Below are 18653 nucleotides of genomic sequence, written 5' to 3' on the forward strand. Positions count from 1 at the left end.
TCTTGTAAGACTTGCCACAGGTACTACTTGAAACTATTTAATCATCTGTTCTACCCACAAATGATAGATTTGCTTTGAAAAGATTGGTGTATCTTTTACAATATAACTTGCTAAGCCACTATTTTTGAATTGGTTTTGGACGGCATCAACAGGTAACATCGATAACGTACTCAATACTAAAAATATTCCGATATAGATGACCACTAAACTGATTAATCCGCCTGCTAGCCAATTTGCTTGTTTTAATACAGGTATAAAAACTAAACCATGGGCAAAAATAGCCAAAAATCGGACCACTAACCAACCAGCTGCTAGAATGAGTAAAAATGCCACTGCTCCATAAAAAGCTTGATCTAAATCAAGTGTAAGCTCCTGATTGAAAAAGACCAATTTAGTATCAGCTGTCGGCGAAGGATACGGGATGAACAATTCCAGATGAGAGGCTAAACTCTTATAATACGTTTTAGCTATAAAATAAGTAATCAGATAACCAAATGTATATAAAACTTGTAGAATCAGTCCGCGTCTAGCGCCTGTATAAAAACCAATGGCTAATAGTAGTAAAATAAGTAATGTTAACATCCTGTCATCCTCTCAGATTATTAGTCTTGAGTACTTTTGCTTTGAATCTGTTGTTTACGATTTTCATTTAAGATTTGTTGTGCTTCCATATGATTATGGATCTCAACATCTTCTTGTCCATTCTTTTTCAAGACTCCTCTGGCTTCTTCTTCAATCGCTTCGATGCGTTTGATCCGATTTTCCAACTCAGCTAATCGAATGGTTCTTTTCTTTAATTCAGCAACTTCTTGCTCTAAATTAAGCACTTTTTCTTGTTTTTTCAATTGATCAGAAATCGCATTGATCGCAAGTAAAACAGATGCTTGTTCGTCATTTGTTTGTGGTGATATGTGTTTAATTTCAGCTAATTGTTCATTAACTAATTTAGTGACTAAATCCATATGTTGTTTGCTTTCTTGACCGATAATTGTGTACGTATGATCGGCAATCACAGCTTTATATCTTGTTTTTTCTTTAACCATGATAGTGTTCCCTCCTGTATAAATCCATTACATGCTATTGTACCATGAAAATCACCAATGTGTATGTTCAAATAACCCTTTACTATTATATGCTACTAAAACGGAAAATTAAAGGTTTAGTGTTATTATTATAACTTTTATTAGGTTTCTCTCTCCACCAAAAATACAAAACCACTACCTTAGTAAAATTCGAATAGCATAAATAAGAGAGCGAAACAAAACTGAAAATCAGTCTCGTTTCACTCTCTAAACCTGAATAAACTCTTTTATCTCGTTTATAACATATCAAACAGTGATAATTGATTTTCATCTGGTAAATCTTTTAAAACACCATTTTCAGTCATATACTCAATCAATGTTTTAGAAACTTTTCCGCGACTCGCAAGATCTTCCTTGGACAAGAAGGGCTCTTCTCTTGCTTCCACAATCGATTTAGCTACGTTAAGCCCTAAGCTTGGAACTGCTCTAAAAGGAGCAATCAACGTATCACCATCGATCACAAAATTTTCAGCATCCGATTTATACAAATCGATCATGCCAAACTTGAAACCACGCTCAATCATTTCATTGGCAAGCTCTAATACCGTTAATAGATTTTTTTCTTTTGTAGACGCTTCTAAGCCTTTATCTTGAATTTCTTTCATACGAGCTTTGACCGCTTCTTTTCCTTGTGACATTGCAACTAAATCAAAGTCATCCGCACGTACTGAAAAATAAGCACAGTAGTAAAGGATTGGGAAATAAACTTTAAAGTAAGCAACACGTAAGGCCATCAAAACGTAAGCTGCCGCATGGGCTTTCGGGAACATATATTTAATTTTAGAACAAGAATCAATGTACCAATCTGGCACGTTATTCTCTTTCATCGCCGTTAAATACTCTTCTCTTAATTCATCAGGAATTTTATTCCAAAGTCCCTTACGTACGGTTTCCATGATCTTAAATGCCATACCACTATCTAATCCAGCATGGATCAGGTATACCATGATATCATCCCGACAACCGATAACTTCGGCCAAGGTCGCTTCGCCTCGACGGATTAGTTCTTCAGCGTTACCTAACCAAACATCGGTACCATGAGATAGACCAGATATTTGCAGCAATTCCGCAAATGTTGATGGATGTGTTTCTTCTAACATGCCTCGAACAAAACGAGTACCAAACTCGGGAATGCCCAATGTACCTGTTTTAGAATAGATTTGTTCTGGTGTTACACCTAGAACTTCTGGTCCTGCAAAAATCCGCATCATTTCGGGGTCATCTGTCGGAATCGTTTTTGGATCGATTCCAGACAAGTCTTGCAGCATCCGAATCACAGTGGGATCATCATGTCCTAGTATATCAAGTTTCAAAATATTATCATGGATCGAATGGAAATCAAAGTGAGTCGTTTTCCATTCAGAATTTTGATCATCCGCAGGATATTGAATTGGCGTAAAATCATAAACGTCCATATAATCAGGAATAACGATGATCCCCCCTGGATGCTGTCCGGTCGTCCGTTTCACACCAGTTGAGCCTTTTGCTAAACGATCCACTTCGGCACCTCTAAAATGAAGATTATGATCACGTTCATAGCCTTTTACGAAACCATAGGCGGTTTTATCTGCAACCGTACCAATCGTTCCAGCTCGATAAACATATTCCTCACCAAACAAAACTTTTGTATAGTTGTGCGCTTCAGCTTGATAATCACCTGAAAAGTTCAAATCAATATCGGGTACTTTGTCCCCGTGGAACCCTAGGAAGGTCTCAAATGGAATATCATGACCGTCTTTAAATAGTCGTTGACCACAATTAGGACAGTTTTTCTCTGGCATATCAAAACCAGAACCATACGAACCATCTTCAAAAAACTCAGAATGCTTACAATTAACGCAATGATAATGCGGTGCTAAGGGATTGACCTCCGTAATACCCGTCATCGTTGCAACAAAACTCGAACCAACCGAGCCACGTGAACCAACTAAGTAACCATCTTCCATACTTTTATGCACTAATTTTTGTGAAATCAAATAGATAACTGAAAATCCGTTACCAATGATACTATCTAGTTCTTTTTTCAAACGTTTTTCAACAATATCAGGCAATGGATCCCCATAAAGCTCTTTTGCACGGGTGTAACTCAAATTTCGAATTTCATCTTCTGAACCAGGAATTTTTGGTGTATACAAATCATCCTTCACCGGGGTGATTTCATCACACATGTCAGCAATAGCATTAGGATTTTCCACAACAAGGCGGTGAGCCGTTTCTTCTCCTAAAAATTGGAAGGCAGTCAACATTTCATCTGTTGTCCTAAAATGAACATCTGGCAAGCTATGACGATTGAGCGGATTTGCTCCTCCCATAGAACCAACTAATATTTTACGGTAGATACTATCTTCTTCATTTAGATAATGAACATTTCCAGTCGCCACAACAGGCTTATCAAGTTCATCACCAATTTTGACTAAATTTGCAATGATTTCTTCTAAATCTGCCTCACTTTTTACTAATTCTTGTTCAAGCAAAGGAGCATACACAGCTTTTGGCATCACTTCAATATAATCGTAAAACTTCGCTCGATTTTTTGCTTCTTCCACCCCTTTTTGCATCATCGCTTCAAAAATTTCACCACTTGAACAAGCTGAACCAATGATCAGCCCTTCCCGTAATTTGCTTAATTGAGAACGAGGGATTCTTGGAATTCTGAAAAAATAATCGATGTTAGACATGGAAATTAATTTAAAGAGATTTTTTAACCCTGCTTGTGTGGTTGCTAAAATCGTGGCGTGGAACGGTCTTGCTCGTTTATAAGAATCGCCTTCCCCGATATGCATATTCAATTCATCATGATAGTTCATATTATGATTTTCTTTCGCATCTTTCAAAAAGATCCAACATAAATGTCCCGTTGATTCAGAATCATAGATTGCTCGGTGATGTTGTTCTAGATTAACCCCAAATTTCTTCGACAAAGTATTTAATCGATGACTTTTGAAGGTTGGATTCAAATAACGTGATAGTTCCAATGTATCAATGACCGGATTTTCAGCTTCCGGAATATCATATTTTCCATAACTCGTATTTAAAAAGCCCATATCAAAAGACGCATTGTGGGCAACTAAAATAGTGTCCTCTGAAAATTCTCTAAATAAACGAAGAACTTCTTCTTCTGATTTTGATCCACGTACCATTTCATCTGTAATTCCTGTTAAATTGATCGTGGTTTGTGATAAAGGATGACCTGGATCGATAAATTCTTCAAACGTATCGATAATATTTCCCTTATGCATTTTCACAGCGGCCAACTCAATAATCGTGTCATAAACAGCTGATAACCCAGTCGTTTCCACGTCAAATACTACGTAAGTTGCATCCGTTAATTCAATATGAGCTTCGTTATAGGCAATAGGCACACCGTCATCTACTACGTTGGCTTCAACACCATATAAGATTTTTACGCCCGCTTTTTTCCCTGCACTATGAGCATCCGGAAAGCCTTGCGCACCACCATGATCAGTGATTGCAATTGCCTTATGCCCCCATTTACCTGCTTGTGCCACGTAATCAGCAACATTATTGGTTGCATCCATAGTGCTCATATTGCTATGCAAATGCAGTTCAACCCGTTTATCGCCTTCTGGAGCGTAATCTTTACGTGGTGCATGTTTAACTTCCATTAAATCTTGACAGTTCATAACTAAGTCCCGCATAAATGTATCTTCTTGAATACTTCCGCGTACTCTTACCCAGCTATGTTTTTGGATCGCATCAAAAACTTGTTCATCTTTCTCACCATTAGAGAATTTTTTTACAATAAATGATGATGTATAATCCGTAATTTTTAATATCAAGATTTTCCGTTTAGAACGTAATTCCCGCACTTCAACATCAAAGACAAACCCTTCGATCGTTACGCGACGTTCCTCTTCTAGAATATTACCCATCGGCATGATTGGTTCATCATTTGGGATGTTCCGACCAAGGCGAATGGGTCCTTCAAGTGCCGGACCTTGTTGTTGCTGTTGTTTTTTCTTTTGTTCATGTTTAACAAGTGATTCAGCTGCTTGTTGTTGGAATGCAGCGTCTTGCTCTTGCTTACGTTCTTCAAATAGTGCCAATACACGTTTTGCTTGTTGTTCATCCATTTTCGGTTCGATATGAAATTTTTGAAAGCCGTAATTGATATATAGCTCCTCAATAATTGGTAGATATTGTTGTTTTAGATATGGAATCACAGCATCGTTATCGACAGGTAAAATAATTTTTTTATCTTCAATAATCGGTGTTTGGGTTTTGATTACACGTTGAACTAAAGGCGTATCACATTGACTATTCAATAACGCTAATTGCCAATAATCCGTCAACTGTTCTTCTGTAAATTCACTTTTATCAGCCGAAATTTTTACAGTTACACCTGCAATTTGTTGAAAAGCAAGTTCTAATTGCTGCATAAATGATTGGTACAACATCACTGGTAAAATCTCCGCAAAGCCTAAATGAAATTCCCATAAACGACTTTGCTGATGAACAACGACTTTATGGATTCTTCCCTGTTGAATAAGCGGATGTTGCCGCTCTTGTTCATTTAATTGAATTTGATCAATCAACTTTGCAAATAACTCTTGTGCCTTTTCTGCCATTAAATGAACCTCCTTATAATAAAAGCGGAATGGGCTAGTCCAGCTCTGACTGAAAAATAGGAAAAATTAACTGTGATGTTTCTTTATCACATTTAATTTTTATCTTTTTTCCGAGAGACTAGCCCGTGCAGCTAGATAAAGCATGGTAACAACGTTCCGCTTTGCTACACCTTGTACTTTTCAACATCAGTTCATTTTTTTCACTGTGTTTCAAAGCAAAAGCATAGCGGGCTCGTTCAACTCCGACTGGAAAATAGGAAAAATCGATTGTGGTGCTTTTAACCACAAACTATTTTTATCTTTTTCCTAAGGAGTTAGCACACGTATCTAGATAAACTCCTCTAGCCTCTATATTCCAAATATAGTCAAAAATCATCCGTGTTAAACTAGACATTTTGATAAGAAAGAGGCCCTTAAACATTTCTGCCAAGTGCCTCGCCACAATTAAGTATACTATTTTTTCCGAGGAAATACAATGTGAAGTAAGAATACTGCTGACCAATTTAACTCACTCATAGAGTAATAGACGTGCCAATAGATAAAGCCTATGAACCCAATCATTGATTAGGTTCATAGACTTTTTTTGTCTTAGTCTTTATCTGCATTCAACAGTATAGATAATGTACTTTCAAGCTCTTCTTTCCGAACTTCAACCATTTCGCCAGTACGCTTGATTTTAACTTCTACGACACCATCAACAGCCTTTTTACCGACAGTGATGCGGATTGGACAACCGATCAAGTCAGCATCAGCAAATTTTACACCTGCTCGCTCATTTCGATCATCTACTAATACTTCATAACCAGCCATTGACATCATTTCTTCAACTTCTTGCGCTAGTTTTATTTGATATTCATCTTTTATGTTCATTTGAACAACATGTAGATCAAATGGTGAAATGCCAGCTGGCCAATTAATACCATTCTCATCGATATTTTGTTCAACGATTGCAGAAAGTAAACGGCTTACACCGATTCCATAACAGCCCATGATCACATGTTTTTCTCGACCATTTTCATCTAAAACTGTTGCACCCATTGCTTCACTGTAGCGAGTACCTAGTTTAAAGATATGACCGATTTCGATCCCTTTAGTAAATTCTAAAACGCCGTTGCCATCTGGTGAAGGATCACCTTCTTGAACAAATCGTAAATCTTCATAGCTGATTGGTGTAAAGTCACGTCCAGGATTAACATTGCTTAAATGGAAACCTGTTTCATTAGCACCAGTGATCGCATTCGCTAAATCTTGAACATGAAGATCAGCAAATAGTTTTACTTCTTCTGATAATTCAACAGGACCAACTGAACCAAAATCAGCACCTAAGTATTTACGCGCATCTTCATCCGTTGCTTCCTCTAAGAAATCAACACCCAAGAAGTTTTTCAATTTAACGTCGTTTACTTCATGATCACCACGAACTAGTACTAATACAGGTTCTTCGTCAGCCATAAATAAAACAGACTTGATAATACGTTGTGCTTCCACGTTGAAAAATGCTGCAACTTGCTCGATTGAGCTAACATCCGGTGTTGCAATTTTTTCGATGTCCAATTGCGTTTCATGTGATTTTTTCGGAGTATATAGACTCGTTGCCATTTCTAAATTGGCAGCATAATCGCCATCTGTTGAAAAACAAATTGTATCTTCACCGATTTCAGAAATCGCCATAAATTCTTTAGAATCTTTTCCACCCATTGCTCCGCCATCACCAATGATTGCACGGAAATTCAAACCGCAACGCTCAAATATAGCAGAATACGCTTTTTCATAATCGCGATAAGATTGGTCCAAACTTTCTTCATCTGCATGGAATGAATAACCGTCTTTCATAATAAATTCTCGACCTCTCAACAAGCCAAAGCGAGGACGTTTTTCATCACGGTATTTTGTCTGAATTTGATAAAGATTCAACGGTAAACGTTTGTATGAGTTCACTTCATCTCGAATCAATTCTGTAAACGTTTCTTCATGTGTAGGACCAAGAATATAGTCACGTTCATTACGGTCTTTTAAACGATATAAGTTAGGACCGTACGTTTCGTAACGACCAGATTCTTTCCACAATTCTGCTGGAAGTAAGGCTGGCATCAACATTTCGATCGCATCGATTTTATCAAACTCTTCTCGCATGATTTTTTTCAATTTTTCAAGTACTCGATTTGCTAATGGTAAATAAGAATAAATTCCTGCTGAGACTTGGCGAATATACCCTGCTCTAAGTAACATTTGGTGGCTCAAGACTTCTGCATCATTAGGCACCTCACGTAAAGTTGGGATTAGCATTTTTGACTGTTTCATTAAAACTCTCCTTTGTTTAAACGAATAGTTGACACTCCTCAAGTGCTTCGTTGTAAAATCAAATTATTTAAAAGAAAAAACGTTGAATATCATTCCAAGTCACTAACACCATCAATAGCATGATGAAACCAAAACCAATCAATGTTAGTAAACCTTCTTTTTCTTGACTTAAAGGTTTGCCTCTAAGCCCTTCAAAAATATTTAATACGATCTTACCGCCATCAAGTGCTGGTATTGGCAGTAAATTGATGATGCCTAGATTGACTGATAACATTGCCATTAGCCAGATCACCGTGTTGATGCCTGCTTTTGAAGCTTCTGCAGACATTTGGAACATCATTACCGGACCACCCAATTTATCTAAACTAAATCCAGTAAATAATGATTTTAGCGCTTTGAAAATTTGCATAGAACTACTTAATGTTGTTTGAACACCGCCAAGCAACTTATCTGCTAAACCTGTTTTCTTTGGTGGCAAGATCCCTATCACACCAATTTCTTGCTTACCAGATTTTTGACTTTTAGGCGTTATATCCACTTCTCTTGTTTTGCCAGCAGATTCGACCATCAGATTTAATTCTTTATCTGGGCTATCTTGAATGATCTTTGTGAAATCATTCCAATCATCGACAGATTTTCCATCAATCGATACAATACGATCATCTGCTTTCAAGCTTGCTTTTTCAGCCGGACTGTCTGGTTGGATACCACCGATTAAATTGGTATTTGTGTACGTCACGCCACCTTGCATAAAGACATAAACTGTAAATAACACGAGAGCTAGAATAAAATTATTCATCGGTCCAGCAAAATTGGTCAACATTCGTTGCCATAATTTTGCTGATTGGAATTGGACATCGATTGGTGCAATTCTAACTTCGGTTCCATCTTGCTCAATGATAGTCGCATCATGATTCACTTTATAGGTGATTTCTTCCGACTCATCACCATTGACATATCCTTTGATGAACAACTCTTTTTCCAAATCAGCTGCTAACATTTCCATCGGAATACTATTAGTTAACTGTACTTTCTTACTTGTATTGATTTTTACAACTTCTTCCTGCTCGTTTAACTCAACAGAAAGTGGCATTCCGGGAGCTAACTCTGTTTCATCTTCTCCCATTCCTGCCATGCGGACATAACCCCCGATCGGCAATATCCGAATCGTGTAAGTCGTTCCGTCTTTTCCTTGATGGGCAAAAATCTTTGGACCCATACCAATCGCAAATTCTCGTACTAAAATACCTGAACGCTTTGCGAAGAAAAAATGTCCAAATTCATGCACTAAGACAAGAATTCCAAAGACAATAATAAATGTAATAATTGTTTTCATAACCGACCTTCTTCCTTTATCCATCTTTCTACAATAGTTCTTGTTTGTTTATCGATTTCAATCACTTCTGATAAAGTGACTTCGGTCGTTTCTTGATAATGATCGACTGCTCGTTGCACGAATTGTTCGATTTGTAAATACGAAATCTTTCCGTCTATAAATGAAGTTGCCGCAATTTCATTCGCCGCATTATAGACAGTTGGATAAGCACCACCTTTTTTCCCAACTGTAAAAGCTAGATCCAGCATCGGAAAACGATTGAAATCCATCGGTTCAAAATTCAATTGACCAATCTGAGTTAAATCAAATGCCAACTCATTTTTGATTGGCAATCGATCCGGGTAAGTCAATGCATACTGAATTGGTTCCCGCATATCACTTGGCCCCATTTGAGCCAAGTAAGCTCCATCTTTTAACGCAATCATTGAATGAACAATACTTTCTTTATGTAAAACAACTTTTATTTTATCATAATCTGTACCAAATAACCAATGAGCCTCGATAACTTCTAACCCTTTATTCATCATTGTAGAAGAATCTATGGTAATTTTTTTCCCCATCGACCAATTTGGATGGTTTAAGGCTTGTTCTAAAGTCACAGTTTTCAACTCATCACGTGTTAGGTCTCTAAAGCTGCCTCCTGAAGCCGTAATCACTAACTCCTTCAAGTTATCAACTTTCTGCCCTTCCAAACATTGAAAGATCGCTGAATGTTCACTATCGACAGGTAAGATGTTGACATTATTTTTTTCTGCTGCTTCCATGACCCATTTCCCTGCCATAACCAAGGTCTCTTTATTGGCTAATGCAATATCTTTCCCCACTTCGATAGCTGCCATCGTAGGGAGTAACCCTACACTTCCTGTTATAGCTGTTAAGACAACATCCACTGCCTCATATATGGCAGCTCCTACAAGACCTTCTGCTCCTACACCAAACTCGATATCGGGAAAGCGGTCCGTTAACTCTGCTTTAATTTTTTCTGAGCCCACACCGACATATCGTGGTTTCAAGCGTTCAATTAATTCTGCCCCTTTTTCACTATTAGAATGAAACGTCAGCGAAACGATTTTGAAGAGTTCAGGGTATGCCATAACAACATCTACGGTGTTTGTGCCAATAGAGCCCGTTGCTCCTAATAATGCTATATTTTTCATATTAAAAAGAAAAACCCTGAACATTCAGAGTTTTCCACCTTCCCTTCTTGTTTAGAAATTAAAATAGTCCGAATAAATGCATGATTGGAAAAACAAAAAGTAGGCTATCAAATCGATCTAAGATCCCACCATGCCCTGGTAAAATAGTTCCAGAATCCTTCACATCATAGTGTCGCTTGATTGATGACTCGACTAGATCGCCAAACTGACCAACAATCGAAAAAACTACCGTGATAAGTAACATGATTGGTAAATTATAAGTGAATAACTCTTTATTAGGTGTCAATATCAAGAATAAGAATGCTATTACAACAGCACAAAGAATTCCCCCTAGTGAACCTTCAATTGTTTTATTGGGCGAAACTTCTGGCCACAATTTTCTTTTGCCAAATCGTTTACCAATAAAATATGCACCGATATCCGTCGACCAAACAACAAATAATGCATATAATAAGACCACAAAACCAGTATGTCTAGCACTGACAAAGTTTTGAAAACCAACACCCACATATAGGCTGGTGATCACCGGAAATCCTGCTTGGGAGATTGTATACATATTTTTTGATGCAACTAAGCCACCTAGCAAAATCATGACAGTTAGGTAGAATAAAATGAAATTATCTGCTTTTTCAGGTAAAAAGAAGAACCAGCGATCTTTAGGTAGCACTAAAAATATTGCACCTAGAGCAGAAAGAACGCCTTCAAAACTGGCGATTTCCAATCCTTTCATTCTAAATAGCTCATACACTCCAACAACAGCTAATAATGCTGCTGCGAGTTCGATCACGAAACCGCCGTACCAAATAATCGGTATAAAAACAACTAATGCTACGGCCGCTGTAATAACGCGTTGTCTCATTTTTCTTCCTCCTCAGTTTCCTTTAAACCACCAAAACGGCGATTCCGATTTTGAAACGATGCTAGTGCCGTTTCTAATAATGTATCATTAAAGTCAGGCCATAAAGCATCTGTGAAAAATAACTCACTATAGGCAATTTGCCAAAGTAAAAAATTACTGATTCTTTCTTCTCCACTAGTCCGAATCAACAATTCAGGATCTCTTAAATCCTCAGCCAGAAAACCAGTCATCAAATGATCTGCTATCGTAGTTTCCGTGATTTCTTCAGCTGAAAGGTCATTATCCGCTGTTTTTTGGGCAATTTCTTTAACTGCTGTAACGATTTCAGCTCTTGAGCCATAATTTAAAGCGAAATTCAAAACCATCCCAGTATTGCTTTTCGTTTGGTCAATTGCTCGCTCTACCGCATCTTGAGTATGTTCTGGTAAGAATTCTTTGTAGCCCATCACATGAACTTTTACATTTTCTTTGATCAGTTCAGGCACGAATGTATCAAAAAAATCAACTGGTAGCTGCATTAAAAAGCTTACTTCCTCAGAGGGCCGTTTCCAGTTCTCTGTAGAAAATGCATATAGGGTTAAAACCTTGACCCCTAACTTACTAGCATGCTTCGTGATTTTTTTAACAGTGTTCATCCCTTCCTTATGCCCGGCTATCCGAGGTAAACGACGGTTTTGCGCCCATCTTCCATTTCCGTCCATAATAACTGCCACGTGTTTGGGTATAGGTCCTTCACTATTAAATGTAAAAGTACTTTCTTCTTGTATGTATTTATTCTTTTGTGGAAAAAAACGTAACATATTTTTCCCTCCATTCCAAAAATCTGTCTAGACTATTATAGCAATATCTTTCAAAAATGCCTATGCAAATGAAAGAATTTCGATATTATTTAATCTTTTTCTTGCTAATTTACTGTAATCTATAGTGAAAAAGCGTTTTTTAACAGGTCATTCTCAAAAAAGAAAGTATGAAACAAAACTAAAATCAGTTTTATCTCATACTCTAAAACTAAATCAATGGTTACTCTGGTTTATCAGAAGGTTTATTTTCTTCAGGTTTCAAATTGCCTTTACTGATCCCAATTTGAACCACAGAATTGATTGGAATGAACTCATTGTATTGACTCATTTTAACTACTGTTCCTTTTGTTACGGTAGAATCCACGTAATAAACCTGATACGTGATATTCGCACCTTTAGATTGATATTCATCATAAAAAATCTTTTGAAGATCACCTTCTAAAGTACTATCTCGTAAATCTTTAAGATATGGTTTCCCAAAAGAATAGACTACTTGGATCACAGGTTTTTCTTCTTTTTCAGTGTATTTTTTCCCGATTTCTACTGATTGACTAATAAATTGGCCATAAGGAACTTGATCATTGAACAACTGCTTCACTTGCACTTGTAAGCCATTTGCCTTTGATTCTGCTTCCTCGGCAGTAAACTGTGAAAAATCAGGCACTACTAAAGCTTTACCTGTTGAGACAGTGACCGACATCGATTCTTTTTTCGCAACTTTGGTATCTTTTCCAACACTTTGCGAAATGACTTTGCCACTCTCAACTGTTTCGGAATCGGCTTCATCGACTTTCAGTGTAATCTCATTTTTTTTCGCCCATTCTGTTGCTTCTTCTTTCGCTTTTCCAGCAAAATCTGGCACTGAAATATTTTTTTCAAAGACTTCTTTTCCTTTTGAGAAATAAACTTTTGCTTTGTCTTTACGTTTGTAATTTTCAGCTTTTACATCTTTATTGGTTATCTCAAATTTCAGATAATCACCTGCTGCGACTTTGTCACTGTACTCTTCGATGATTGCCAAGTTTTCAGCTTTTTGTTCCTTGATCCAGCTTTTTGCATCGTCTAGTTTCATTTCTTTAAAATCAGGAAGCGAAATAATCTCTTCAGGATCTGCGCCTAAACTTGCATCAACAACTAATTCTTTGCCTTTTTTTATTTTTTTATTTTTCACATTTTGATGGATAACGACATTTGCTTCTTTAGCAAAATCATATTTCTGTTCAACTTGAAGTTTCACACCATTTTCCGTAGTCCAGACGCGTACTTCTGATAATTCTTTCCCTTCAAAATCAGGTACTTTGACATGCGTCAATTGGTAATATCCAAAGTATAATAATAGGGCTGCAGCTAAACCACCTAAACCAAGAAAAATAAATTTTCGGATTTTTTTCTTTTTGTATGTTGGGTCTGTTTCAATCACTTCTTCAGGATTCTTGGACTGATTTACAGGTGTTGTTGCCACTGATTCACTTGTAGTGGTTGCTTTTTTCGGTTCGTATTTTTTCTTTTTGATGCGTTTTTTGGTATAGATTAAATCTTCTGGCTCGTTTGTTAGGTTCTTATGCTGTTCCCCAGTAGAATTCTCTACATTTTCAGGACTGTTTTGTGGTCCAAAGGAAACTTCAGGTTGGACTGCTTCATCCGCTAATGGCTCTTGCTTGCTTGCTTTTTTTTCTGGTCTTGCTATTTTTTTCCGTTCCGGTTTGTCTGACTGCTCTTTTTGCTTATTTTTTTCCTGACGGGTCTTTTCATAGTTTTCCCCGCTAAAATTTGATAGAAAATCACTCATATTTTTTTAACACACCTTTTTTCAGGTAATAAGTCTCATCAGACTGGTCAGCAATATCATTGGAATGGGTCACAACAATAACACATTTATTATGGACTTTAGCAAGGTTCTGAAAGATATCGACAATTTCTTGTTCCATACCTTCATCTAAATTCCCGGTTGGTTCATCCGCCAAAATGATATCGACATTTGTTGCTAAAGCTCTGGCAATTGCAACACGTTGTTGTTCACCGCCAGAGAGTTGGTTTACAAGTCGGTCTGCCTTTTCGCTCGTAATACCAATATAATCCAAGAGGTTATAGGCCACTTCTTTTTGATTCGCTGGCAATTCATTATCAGTAATTGACATTGCAACTAAAACATTTTCTAATGCAGTCAAGTAAGGGACTAAATTATAGCTTTGGAAGATAATGCTAATATCATCACGACGGTATTTTTCATAGCCAATTGTCTTAATATCTTGCCCCTTTAGTAAAACTTGTCCTTCTTTTGGGGTATCTAAGGCACTGATCAAAGAAAGAAAGGTTGTTTTTCCTGAGCCAGATTGTCCTAAGATCGTGTAAAATTTTCCTTGTTCAAATGAGACACTAGTATCTTTTAAAATAAAACGGCGCTGATCGCCATCTTGATAAAAATAGCTGAGATTTTTTGTTTCTAAAATCGCCATTTTTTCTAACCCCCTACATCATGATTTTCTTTGGATTCAAGCGAACAATATAGAGCAACGGTAAAATAGCCGCTAACAATACTGTTCCTAATCCTACAACTAAATAGGTAATGATATAGCCTAATGAGAATTTCACTTCATAAGCATTCATGATATCATCCGATGTTAACATGGTTGACCCTAATCCATCTAATCCCATATACATATTCATTTGATCGTTAGAATTGCTTAATAAATCACTATTTAGTAAGGACTCTGAAACTATTTTTCCTAAGAAATTACCTGTGATCAGTGACAAAATCAATGCGATTCCACTTATTATCAGCATTTCAATGATAATTTGTCCCATGACATGACTTCGTTTATCACCTAATGATAGATAAATGCCTAATTCATGTTTACGATCACGCATAAACAATAAAACCACAAGGGAAATAATCAATAATGTTGCGATAACGGCAATCATCACGACATAACCTGAAATTTGAGACATTTTTTTCATACTGCCGCCAATTTGTTCGTATTGATCCGTTGATGCTTTCACTGTATACAACTTAGGTAACAGAGGTTGCGTCTCTTGTTTGAAGGCTTCAACATCATCTGGGCTTTTTAGGACATAGATAGGTGTATAATATTCTTCTTGATCTTCTTCTGGAATAAATACACTATCTGGTGCAACTTTTTTTAATTTTTCTGTATAATCTTTATTGATTTCTAGTACAGTTTTATTTGGTAAGTAGATTGTATTGATTTGTTGTAATGACATAAATTGCTGATTCATATCTTGTTCATCATTCTTTTTCTTCTCTTTATCTTTCATTTCTACCGTTGTTGGCTCAAAAATCCCTATAATTTGTATAGGAACATCTATTTTAAATAATTCCTTTTCTTCGCCACTCTCGTTATAGTCATAACCTCGAGTATCCATCACCATTTGGTCTCCAACTGAAAGTCCATTTTCTTCTGCAACTTTCGAAGAAATCAGCCCTACGTTTTTACCGTTATCAATCTCTTCTTGAGTAAACACTTTACCGTCTACTAATTTTATATTTTTTTCTTCAACATCTAAAATTTTATGATAGTTTGAACCTTTTAAGGTAAATCCTTCCATCATTGCTCCTGATTGTTCTGCATCTAATGTTGCACTTTTCAACTCTTTCGTTTGTGACATTGATAGAGCATTATAATCATAGTATTTCACATAAGGAGAGTCTCCGATTTTTTTCATCAAATCAACTTTAAGTTGATCAATTTTAAGGTCTTCTTTTGCAAACTCTTCTTGATTGTTTTCGTAATCAAGTTGAATAGTTGCCATACCACCTAACTGTTTTTTGACGCTTTTTTCAACATTCTGTGTCGACTGCTGAATTGCGATCGATCCTGCAATAACATTTCCCAATACAAATATCACTGCAAATAAAATGAGTGATTTCCCCTTTTTTCTTGTAACACTGCACAATGCACGATTAATAAAATTCACTTTCTCATCTCCTTTTAAAAAAATATAGGTACCCTCATTATTCCATAACACTTCGCCTTTAACAAGATGTTTTTCAATATAGTTGCTTATTCTTACTCATTCAATAGATTATAATTTTATATTTTTGTATTTTATACCAGTAAAATAACAATTATATTAAATAAAACAAAAAACAACAAGATTCACCACCGGGAAAAGTGGGATTCTTGTTGTTTTTCTATTAATATTCTTAAACTTCTAGAAGTTCTTTTTCTTTTTCAGCAGTAATAGTGTCAATATTTTTAACGCTATCATCTGTTAGCTTTTGTGCTTCTTTTTCCAAGCTACGTAATTCATCTTCAGTAATATCGTTACCTTTTTGTTGTTTTTTTAATTCATCGATTGCATCACGACGAATGTTTCGAACAGCAATTTTAGCGTTTTCTGCAGCTTTTTTCACGTCTTTTGCTAATTCTTTACGACGTTCTTCTGTTAACTGTGGAATCACTAAACGAATCACTGTACCGTCATTGGTTGGGCTAATGCCGATATCACTTGCTTGGATAGCTTTTTCGATATCTTCCAGTGAGTTTTTATCAAATGGCGTGATCATTAAAACACGTGCTTCCGGAATATTAATTCCAGCAAGTTGGTTCACTGGTGTAAGTGCGCCATAGTAATCCACTTGAATTCTGTCTAACAGACTTGCATTGGCACGTCCTGCACGGATTTGACCAAGTTCACGTTGTAAACTTTGTTCTGCTTTACTCATTTTTTCTTTTGCTGTTGCTAATACAGTTCCACTCATTTTTTATTTCCCCCTTACGGTTGTTCCGATATTTTCGCCAAGACATGCGCGGCGAATGTTACCTGTTTCATTTAAATTGAAAACGACTAATGGAATATCATTATCCATGCTTAGCGAACTAGCTGTTGAGTCCATTACCTGCAATCCTTTTGAGATGACATCTAAATGTGTCAATTCTTCAAATTTGACTGCACTTGAATCTAATTTAGGATCGGCAGAGTATACACCATCAACATTGTTTTTAGCCATTAAAATGACATCGGCATTAATTTCTGCTGCACGTAACGCTGCAGTAGTGTCGGTAGAGAAGTACGGGTTCCCTGTTCCCCCAGCGAAAATCACGATACGTCCTTTTTCTAAATGACGTTCCGCACGACGACGGATATACGGCTCCGCGATTTGACGCATTTCGATTGATGTTTGAACACGAGTTGGCACACCTATATTTTCTAAAGTATCTTGTAAGGCTAAAGCATTCATTACAGTAGCCAACATTCCCATATAATCTGCTTGAGCGCGTTCCATACCCATTTGAGCACCAATTTGCCCACGCCAGATATTTCCACCACCAACAACAATTGCCATTTCGATACCTAGTTCATGAACTTCTTTAATTTCTTCTACAATCTCTTTGATTGTTGGAGGTTTTATTCCAAACCCTTCTTCTCCGGCCAAAGCTTCGCCACTTAACTTTAATACAACACGTTGATATTTAGGTTTTACCATTTTTGTTTTCCCTCCACCATTTGTCTAAGAACATTTTAACATACTCTAGGCATTCTGCCAGTCTATTTCTTTGGATTTGCCTAAAAAAAGGGAGCGCATCTCCATGCGTTCCCAACTGTTACATACGCAACAGATTTATTTTTTGATTTGGCTCATTACTTCGTCTGCAAAGTTATCTTCACGTTTTTGAATTCCTTCTCCAACTTCAAAGCGGATAAATGATTTAACTGTCGCACCTTTAGACGCAACATATTTTTCAACTGTCATATCAGGATCTTTAACAAATGGTTGATCCACTAATGAAATCTCAGCTTTAAATTTGTTCAAGCGACCTACCACCATTTTTTCAACGATATTCGCTGGTTTGCCTTCGTTTAATGCTTGTTCAGAAAGAATTGATTTTTCATGTTCTAATTCTTCTTGAGGAATTTGAGTTTCGTTAACATAACGAGGGTTGATTGCTGCAACATGCATCGCAACATCTTTAGCAACTTCTTCATCCGTTGTTCCTTCTAATACTGTTAATACGGCAATACGGCCACCCATGTGTAAATAAGCACCAAATGCAGCATTGTCAGCTTTTTCTACTAATTCAAAACGACGGAAACTGATTTTTTCACCGATAACAGTTGTTGCTTCGATTAATTCAGTTTCAAGAGTGCCTTTGTCTGTTTTAATTGCTAAAGCTTCTTCTAAGGTAGCTGGTTTGTTTGTTGCAATTTCAGTTGCGATTTTTTTAACTAAATCTTGGAACATTTCGTTTTTAGAAACAAAGTCAGTTTCAGAGTTCACTTCAACGATTGCTGCAAAGTTACCATTAGAAGCAACATTTGCTAAACCTTCAGCTGCAACACGATCATTTTTCTTAGCAGCTTTGGCCATACCATTTTCACGTAAATGATCAACTGCCGCTTCCATGTTACCTTCTACTGCTACTAATGCTCTTTTTGCATCCATCATACCGACACCAGTCATGTCGCGTAATTCTTTAACTAATTTTGCTGAAATATCTGCCATTTTCCTATATTCCTCCTAATTTTAAAAGCTAAATGAGCTCGTTCAGCCTTGACAGGAAAATAG

The 18653-nt window shown here is 36.8% G+C and carries 14 protein-coding genes; all 14 read right to left on the minus strand.

Features of this window, described 5'->3' with window-relative positions:
* Nucleotides 1–33: 33 nt before the first annotated feature.
* Nucleotides 34–582, minus strand: coding sequence for a CvpA family protein (locus ATZ35_RS13945; RefSeq protein ID WP_208927770.1), 549 nt, complete (start codon nucleotides 580–582; stop codon nucleotides 34–36).
* Nucleotides 583–602: 20 nt separating this feature from the next.
* Nucleotides 603–1043 (minus strand): cell division protein ZapA, encoded by a 441-nt coding sequence (gene zapA / locus ATZ35_RS13950; protein WP_176271431.1) that lies wholly within the window; start codon nucleotides 1041–1043, stop codon nucleotides 603–605.
* Between the two features lie 275 nt (nucleotides 1044–1318).
* Entirely contained in the window at nucleotides 1319–5671 is a 4353-nt protein-coding gene (locus ATZ35_RS13955; protein WP_208927771.1) for a PolC-type DNA polymerase III, read from the minus strand.
* A 588-nt stretch (nucleotides 5672–6259) separates the two neighbouring features.
* Nucleotides 6260–7972 carry a proline--tRNA ligase gene (locus ATZ35_RS13960; protein WP_208927772.1) on the minus strand — a complete coding sequence of 571 codons (1713 nt, stop codon included), beginning with the start codon at nucleotides 7970–7972 and terminating at the stop codon, nucleotides 6260–6262.
* A gap of 67 nt (nucleotides 7973–8039) precedes the next feature.
* Nucleotides 8040–9308 (minus strand): RIP metalloprotease RseP, encoded by a 1269-nt coding sequence (gene rseP, locus ATZ35_RS13965; RefSeq protein ID WP_208927773.1) that lies wholly within the window; start codon nucleotides 9306–9308, stop codon nucleotides 8040–8042.
* On the minus strand, nucleotides 9305–10489 hold the full coding sequence (locus ATZ35_RS13970) for a 1-deoxy-D-xylulose-5-phosphate reductoisomerase (protein ID WP_244148171.1): 1185 nt from the start codon (nucleotides 10487–10489) through the stop codon (nucleotides 9305–9307). The genes rseP and ATZ35_RS13970 overlap by 4 nt, the downstream gene beginning before the upstream one ends.
* A gap of 34 nt (nucleotides 10490–10523) precedes the next feature.
* Nucleotides 10524–11324: a phosphatidate cytidylyltransferase gene (locus ATZ35_RS13975; protein WP_208927774.1), complete on the minus strand. Its 801-nt coding sequence runs from the start codon at nucleotides 11322–11324 to the stop codon at nucleotides 10524–10526.
* Complete coding sequence (gene uppS, locus ATZ35_RS13980) at nucleotides 11321–12124, minus strand: undecaprenyl pyrophosphate synthase (protein ID WP_208927775.1); 804 nt, start codon at nucleotides 12122–12124, stop codon at nucleotides 11321–11323. The genes ATZ35_RS13975 and uppS overlap by 4 nt, the downstream gene beginning before the upstream one ends.
* 220 nt (nucleotides 12125–12344) lie before the next feature.
* Nucleotides 12345–13913 (minus strand): PASTA domain-containing protein, encoded by a 1569-nt coding sequence (locus ATZ35_RS13985; protein WP_208927776.1) that lies wholly within the window; start codon nucleotides 13911–13913, stop codon nucleotides 12345–12347.
* Nucleotides 13906–14580 (minus strand): ABC transporter ATP-binding protein, encoded by a 675-nt coding sequence (locus ATZ35_RS13990; protein WP_208927777.1) that lies wholly within the window; start codon nucleotides 14578–14580, stop codon nucleotides 13906–13908. Before ATZ35_RS13990 ends, ATZ35_RS13985 begins: the two co-directional genes overlap by 8 nt.
* Nucleotides 14581–14593: 13 nt before the next feature.
* The gene (locus ATZ35_RS13995; protein ID WP_208927778.1) at nucleotides 14594–16060 is read right to left on the minus strand and encodes an ABC transporter permease; all 1467 of its coding nucleotides are present in this window, start codon (nucleotides 16058–16060) and stop codon (nucleotides 14594–14596) included.
* Between the two features lie 229 nt (nucleotides 16061–16289).
* Nucleotides 16290–16847: a ribosome recycling factor gene (gene frr / locus ATZ35_RS14000; RefSeq protein ID WP_208927779.1), complete on the minus strand. Its 558-nt coding sequence runs from the start codon at nucleotides 16845–16847 to the stop codon at nucleotides 16290–16292.
* Between the two features lie 3 nt (nucleotides 16848–16850).
* The gene (pyrH, locus tag ATZ35_RS14005; protein ID WP_086279316.1) at nucleotides 16851–17573 is read right to left on the minus strand and encodes a UMP kinase; all 723 of its coding nucleotides are present in this window, start codon (nucleotides 17571–17573) and stop codon (nucleotides 16851–16853) included.
* Between the two features lie 135 nt (nucleotides 17574–17708).
* Entirely contained in the window at nucleotides 17709–18590 is an 882-nt protein-coding gene (gene tsf, locus ATZ35_RS14010) for a translation elongation factor Ts (protein WP_208927780.1), read from the minus strand.
* Nucleotides 18591–18653 lie beyond the last annotated feature (63 nt).

This window comes from Enterococcus rotai, from assembly GCF_001465345.1.
GTDB lineage: Bacteria > Bacillota > Bacilli > Lactobacillales > Enterococcaceae > Enterococcus_L > Enterococcus_L rotai.

Coding starts and splice junctions, on each gene's coding strand:
- ATZ35_RS13945 (WP_208927770.1), bottom strand. CDS start 582: ATGTTAACATTACTTATTTTACTACTATTAGCCATTGGTTTTTATACA.
- zapA (WP_176271431.1), bottom strand. CDS start 1,043: ATGGTTAAAGAAAAAACAAGATATAAAGCTGTGATTGCCGATCATACG.
- ATZ35_RS13955 (WP_208927771.1), bottom strand. CDS start 5,671: ATGGCAGAAAAGGCACAAGAGTTATTTGCAAAGTTGATTGATCAAATT.
- ATZ35_RS13960 (WP_208927772.1), bottom strand. CDS start 7,972: ATGAAACAGTCAAAAATGCTAATCCCAACTTTACGTGAGGTGCCTAAT.
- rseP (WP_208927773.1), bottom strand. CDS start 9,308: ATGAAAACAATTATTACATTTATTATTGTCTTTGGAATTCTTGTCTTA.
- ATZ35_RS13970 (WP_244148171.1), bottom strand. CDS start 10,489: ATGTTCAGGGTTTTTCTTTTTAATATGAAAAATATAGCATTATTAGGA.
- ATZ35_RS13975 (WP_208927774.1), bottom strand. CDS start 11,324: ATGAGACAACGCGTTATTACAGCGGCCGTAGCATTAGTTGTTTTTATA.
- uppS (WP_208927775.1), bottom strand. CDS start 12,124: ATGTTACGTTTTTTTCCACAAAAGAATAAATACATACAAGAAGAAAGT.
- ATZ35_RS13985 (WP_208927776.1), bottom strand. CDS start 13,913: ATGAGTGATTTTCTATCAAATTTTAGCGGGGAAAACTATGAAAAGACC.
- ATZ35_RS13990 (WP_208927777.1), bottom strand. CDS start 14,580: ATGGCGATTTTAGAAACAAAAAATCTCAGCTATTTTTATCAAGATGGC.
- frr (WP_208927779.1), bottom strand. CDS start 16,847: ATGAGTGGAACTGTATTAGCAACAGCAAAAGAAAAAATGAGTAAAGCA.
- pyrH (WP_086279316.1), bottom strand. CDS start 17,573: ATGGTAAAACCTAAATATCAACGTGTTGTATTAAAGTTAAGTGGCGAA.
- tsf (WP_208927780.1), bottom strand. CDS start 18,590: ATGGCAGATATTTCAGCAAAATTAGTTAAAGAATTACGCGACATGACT.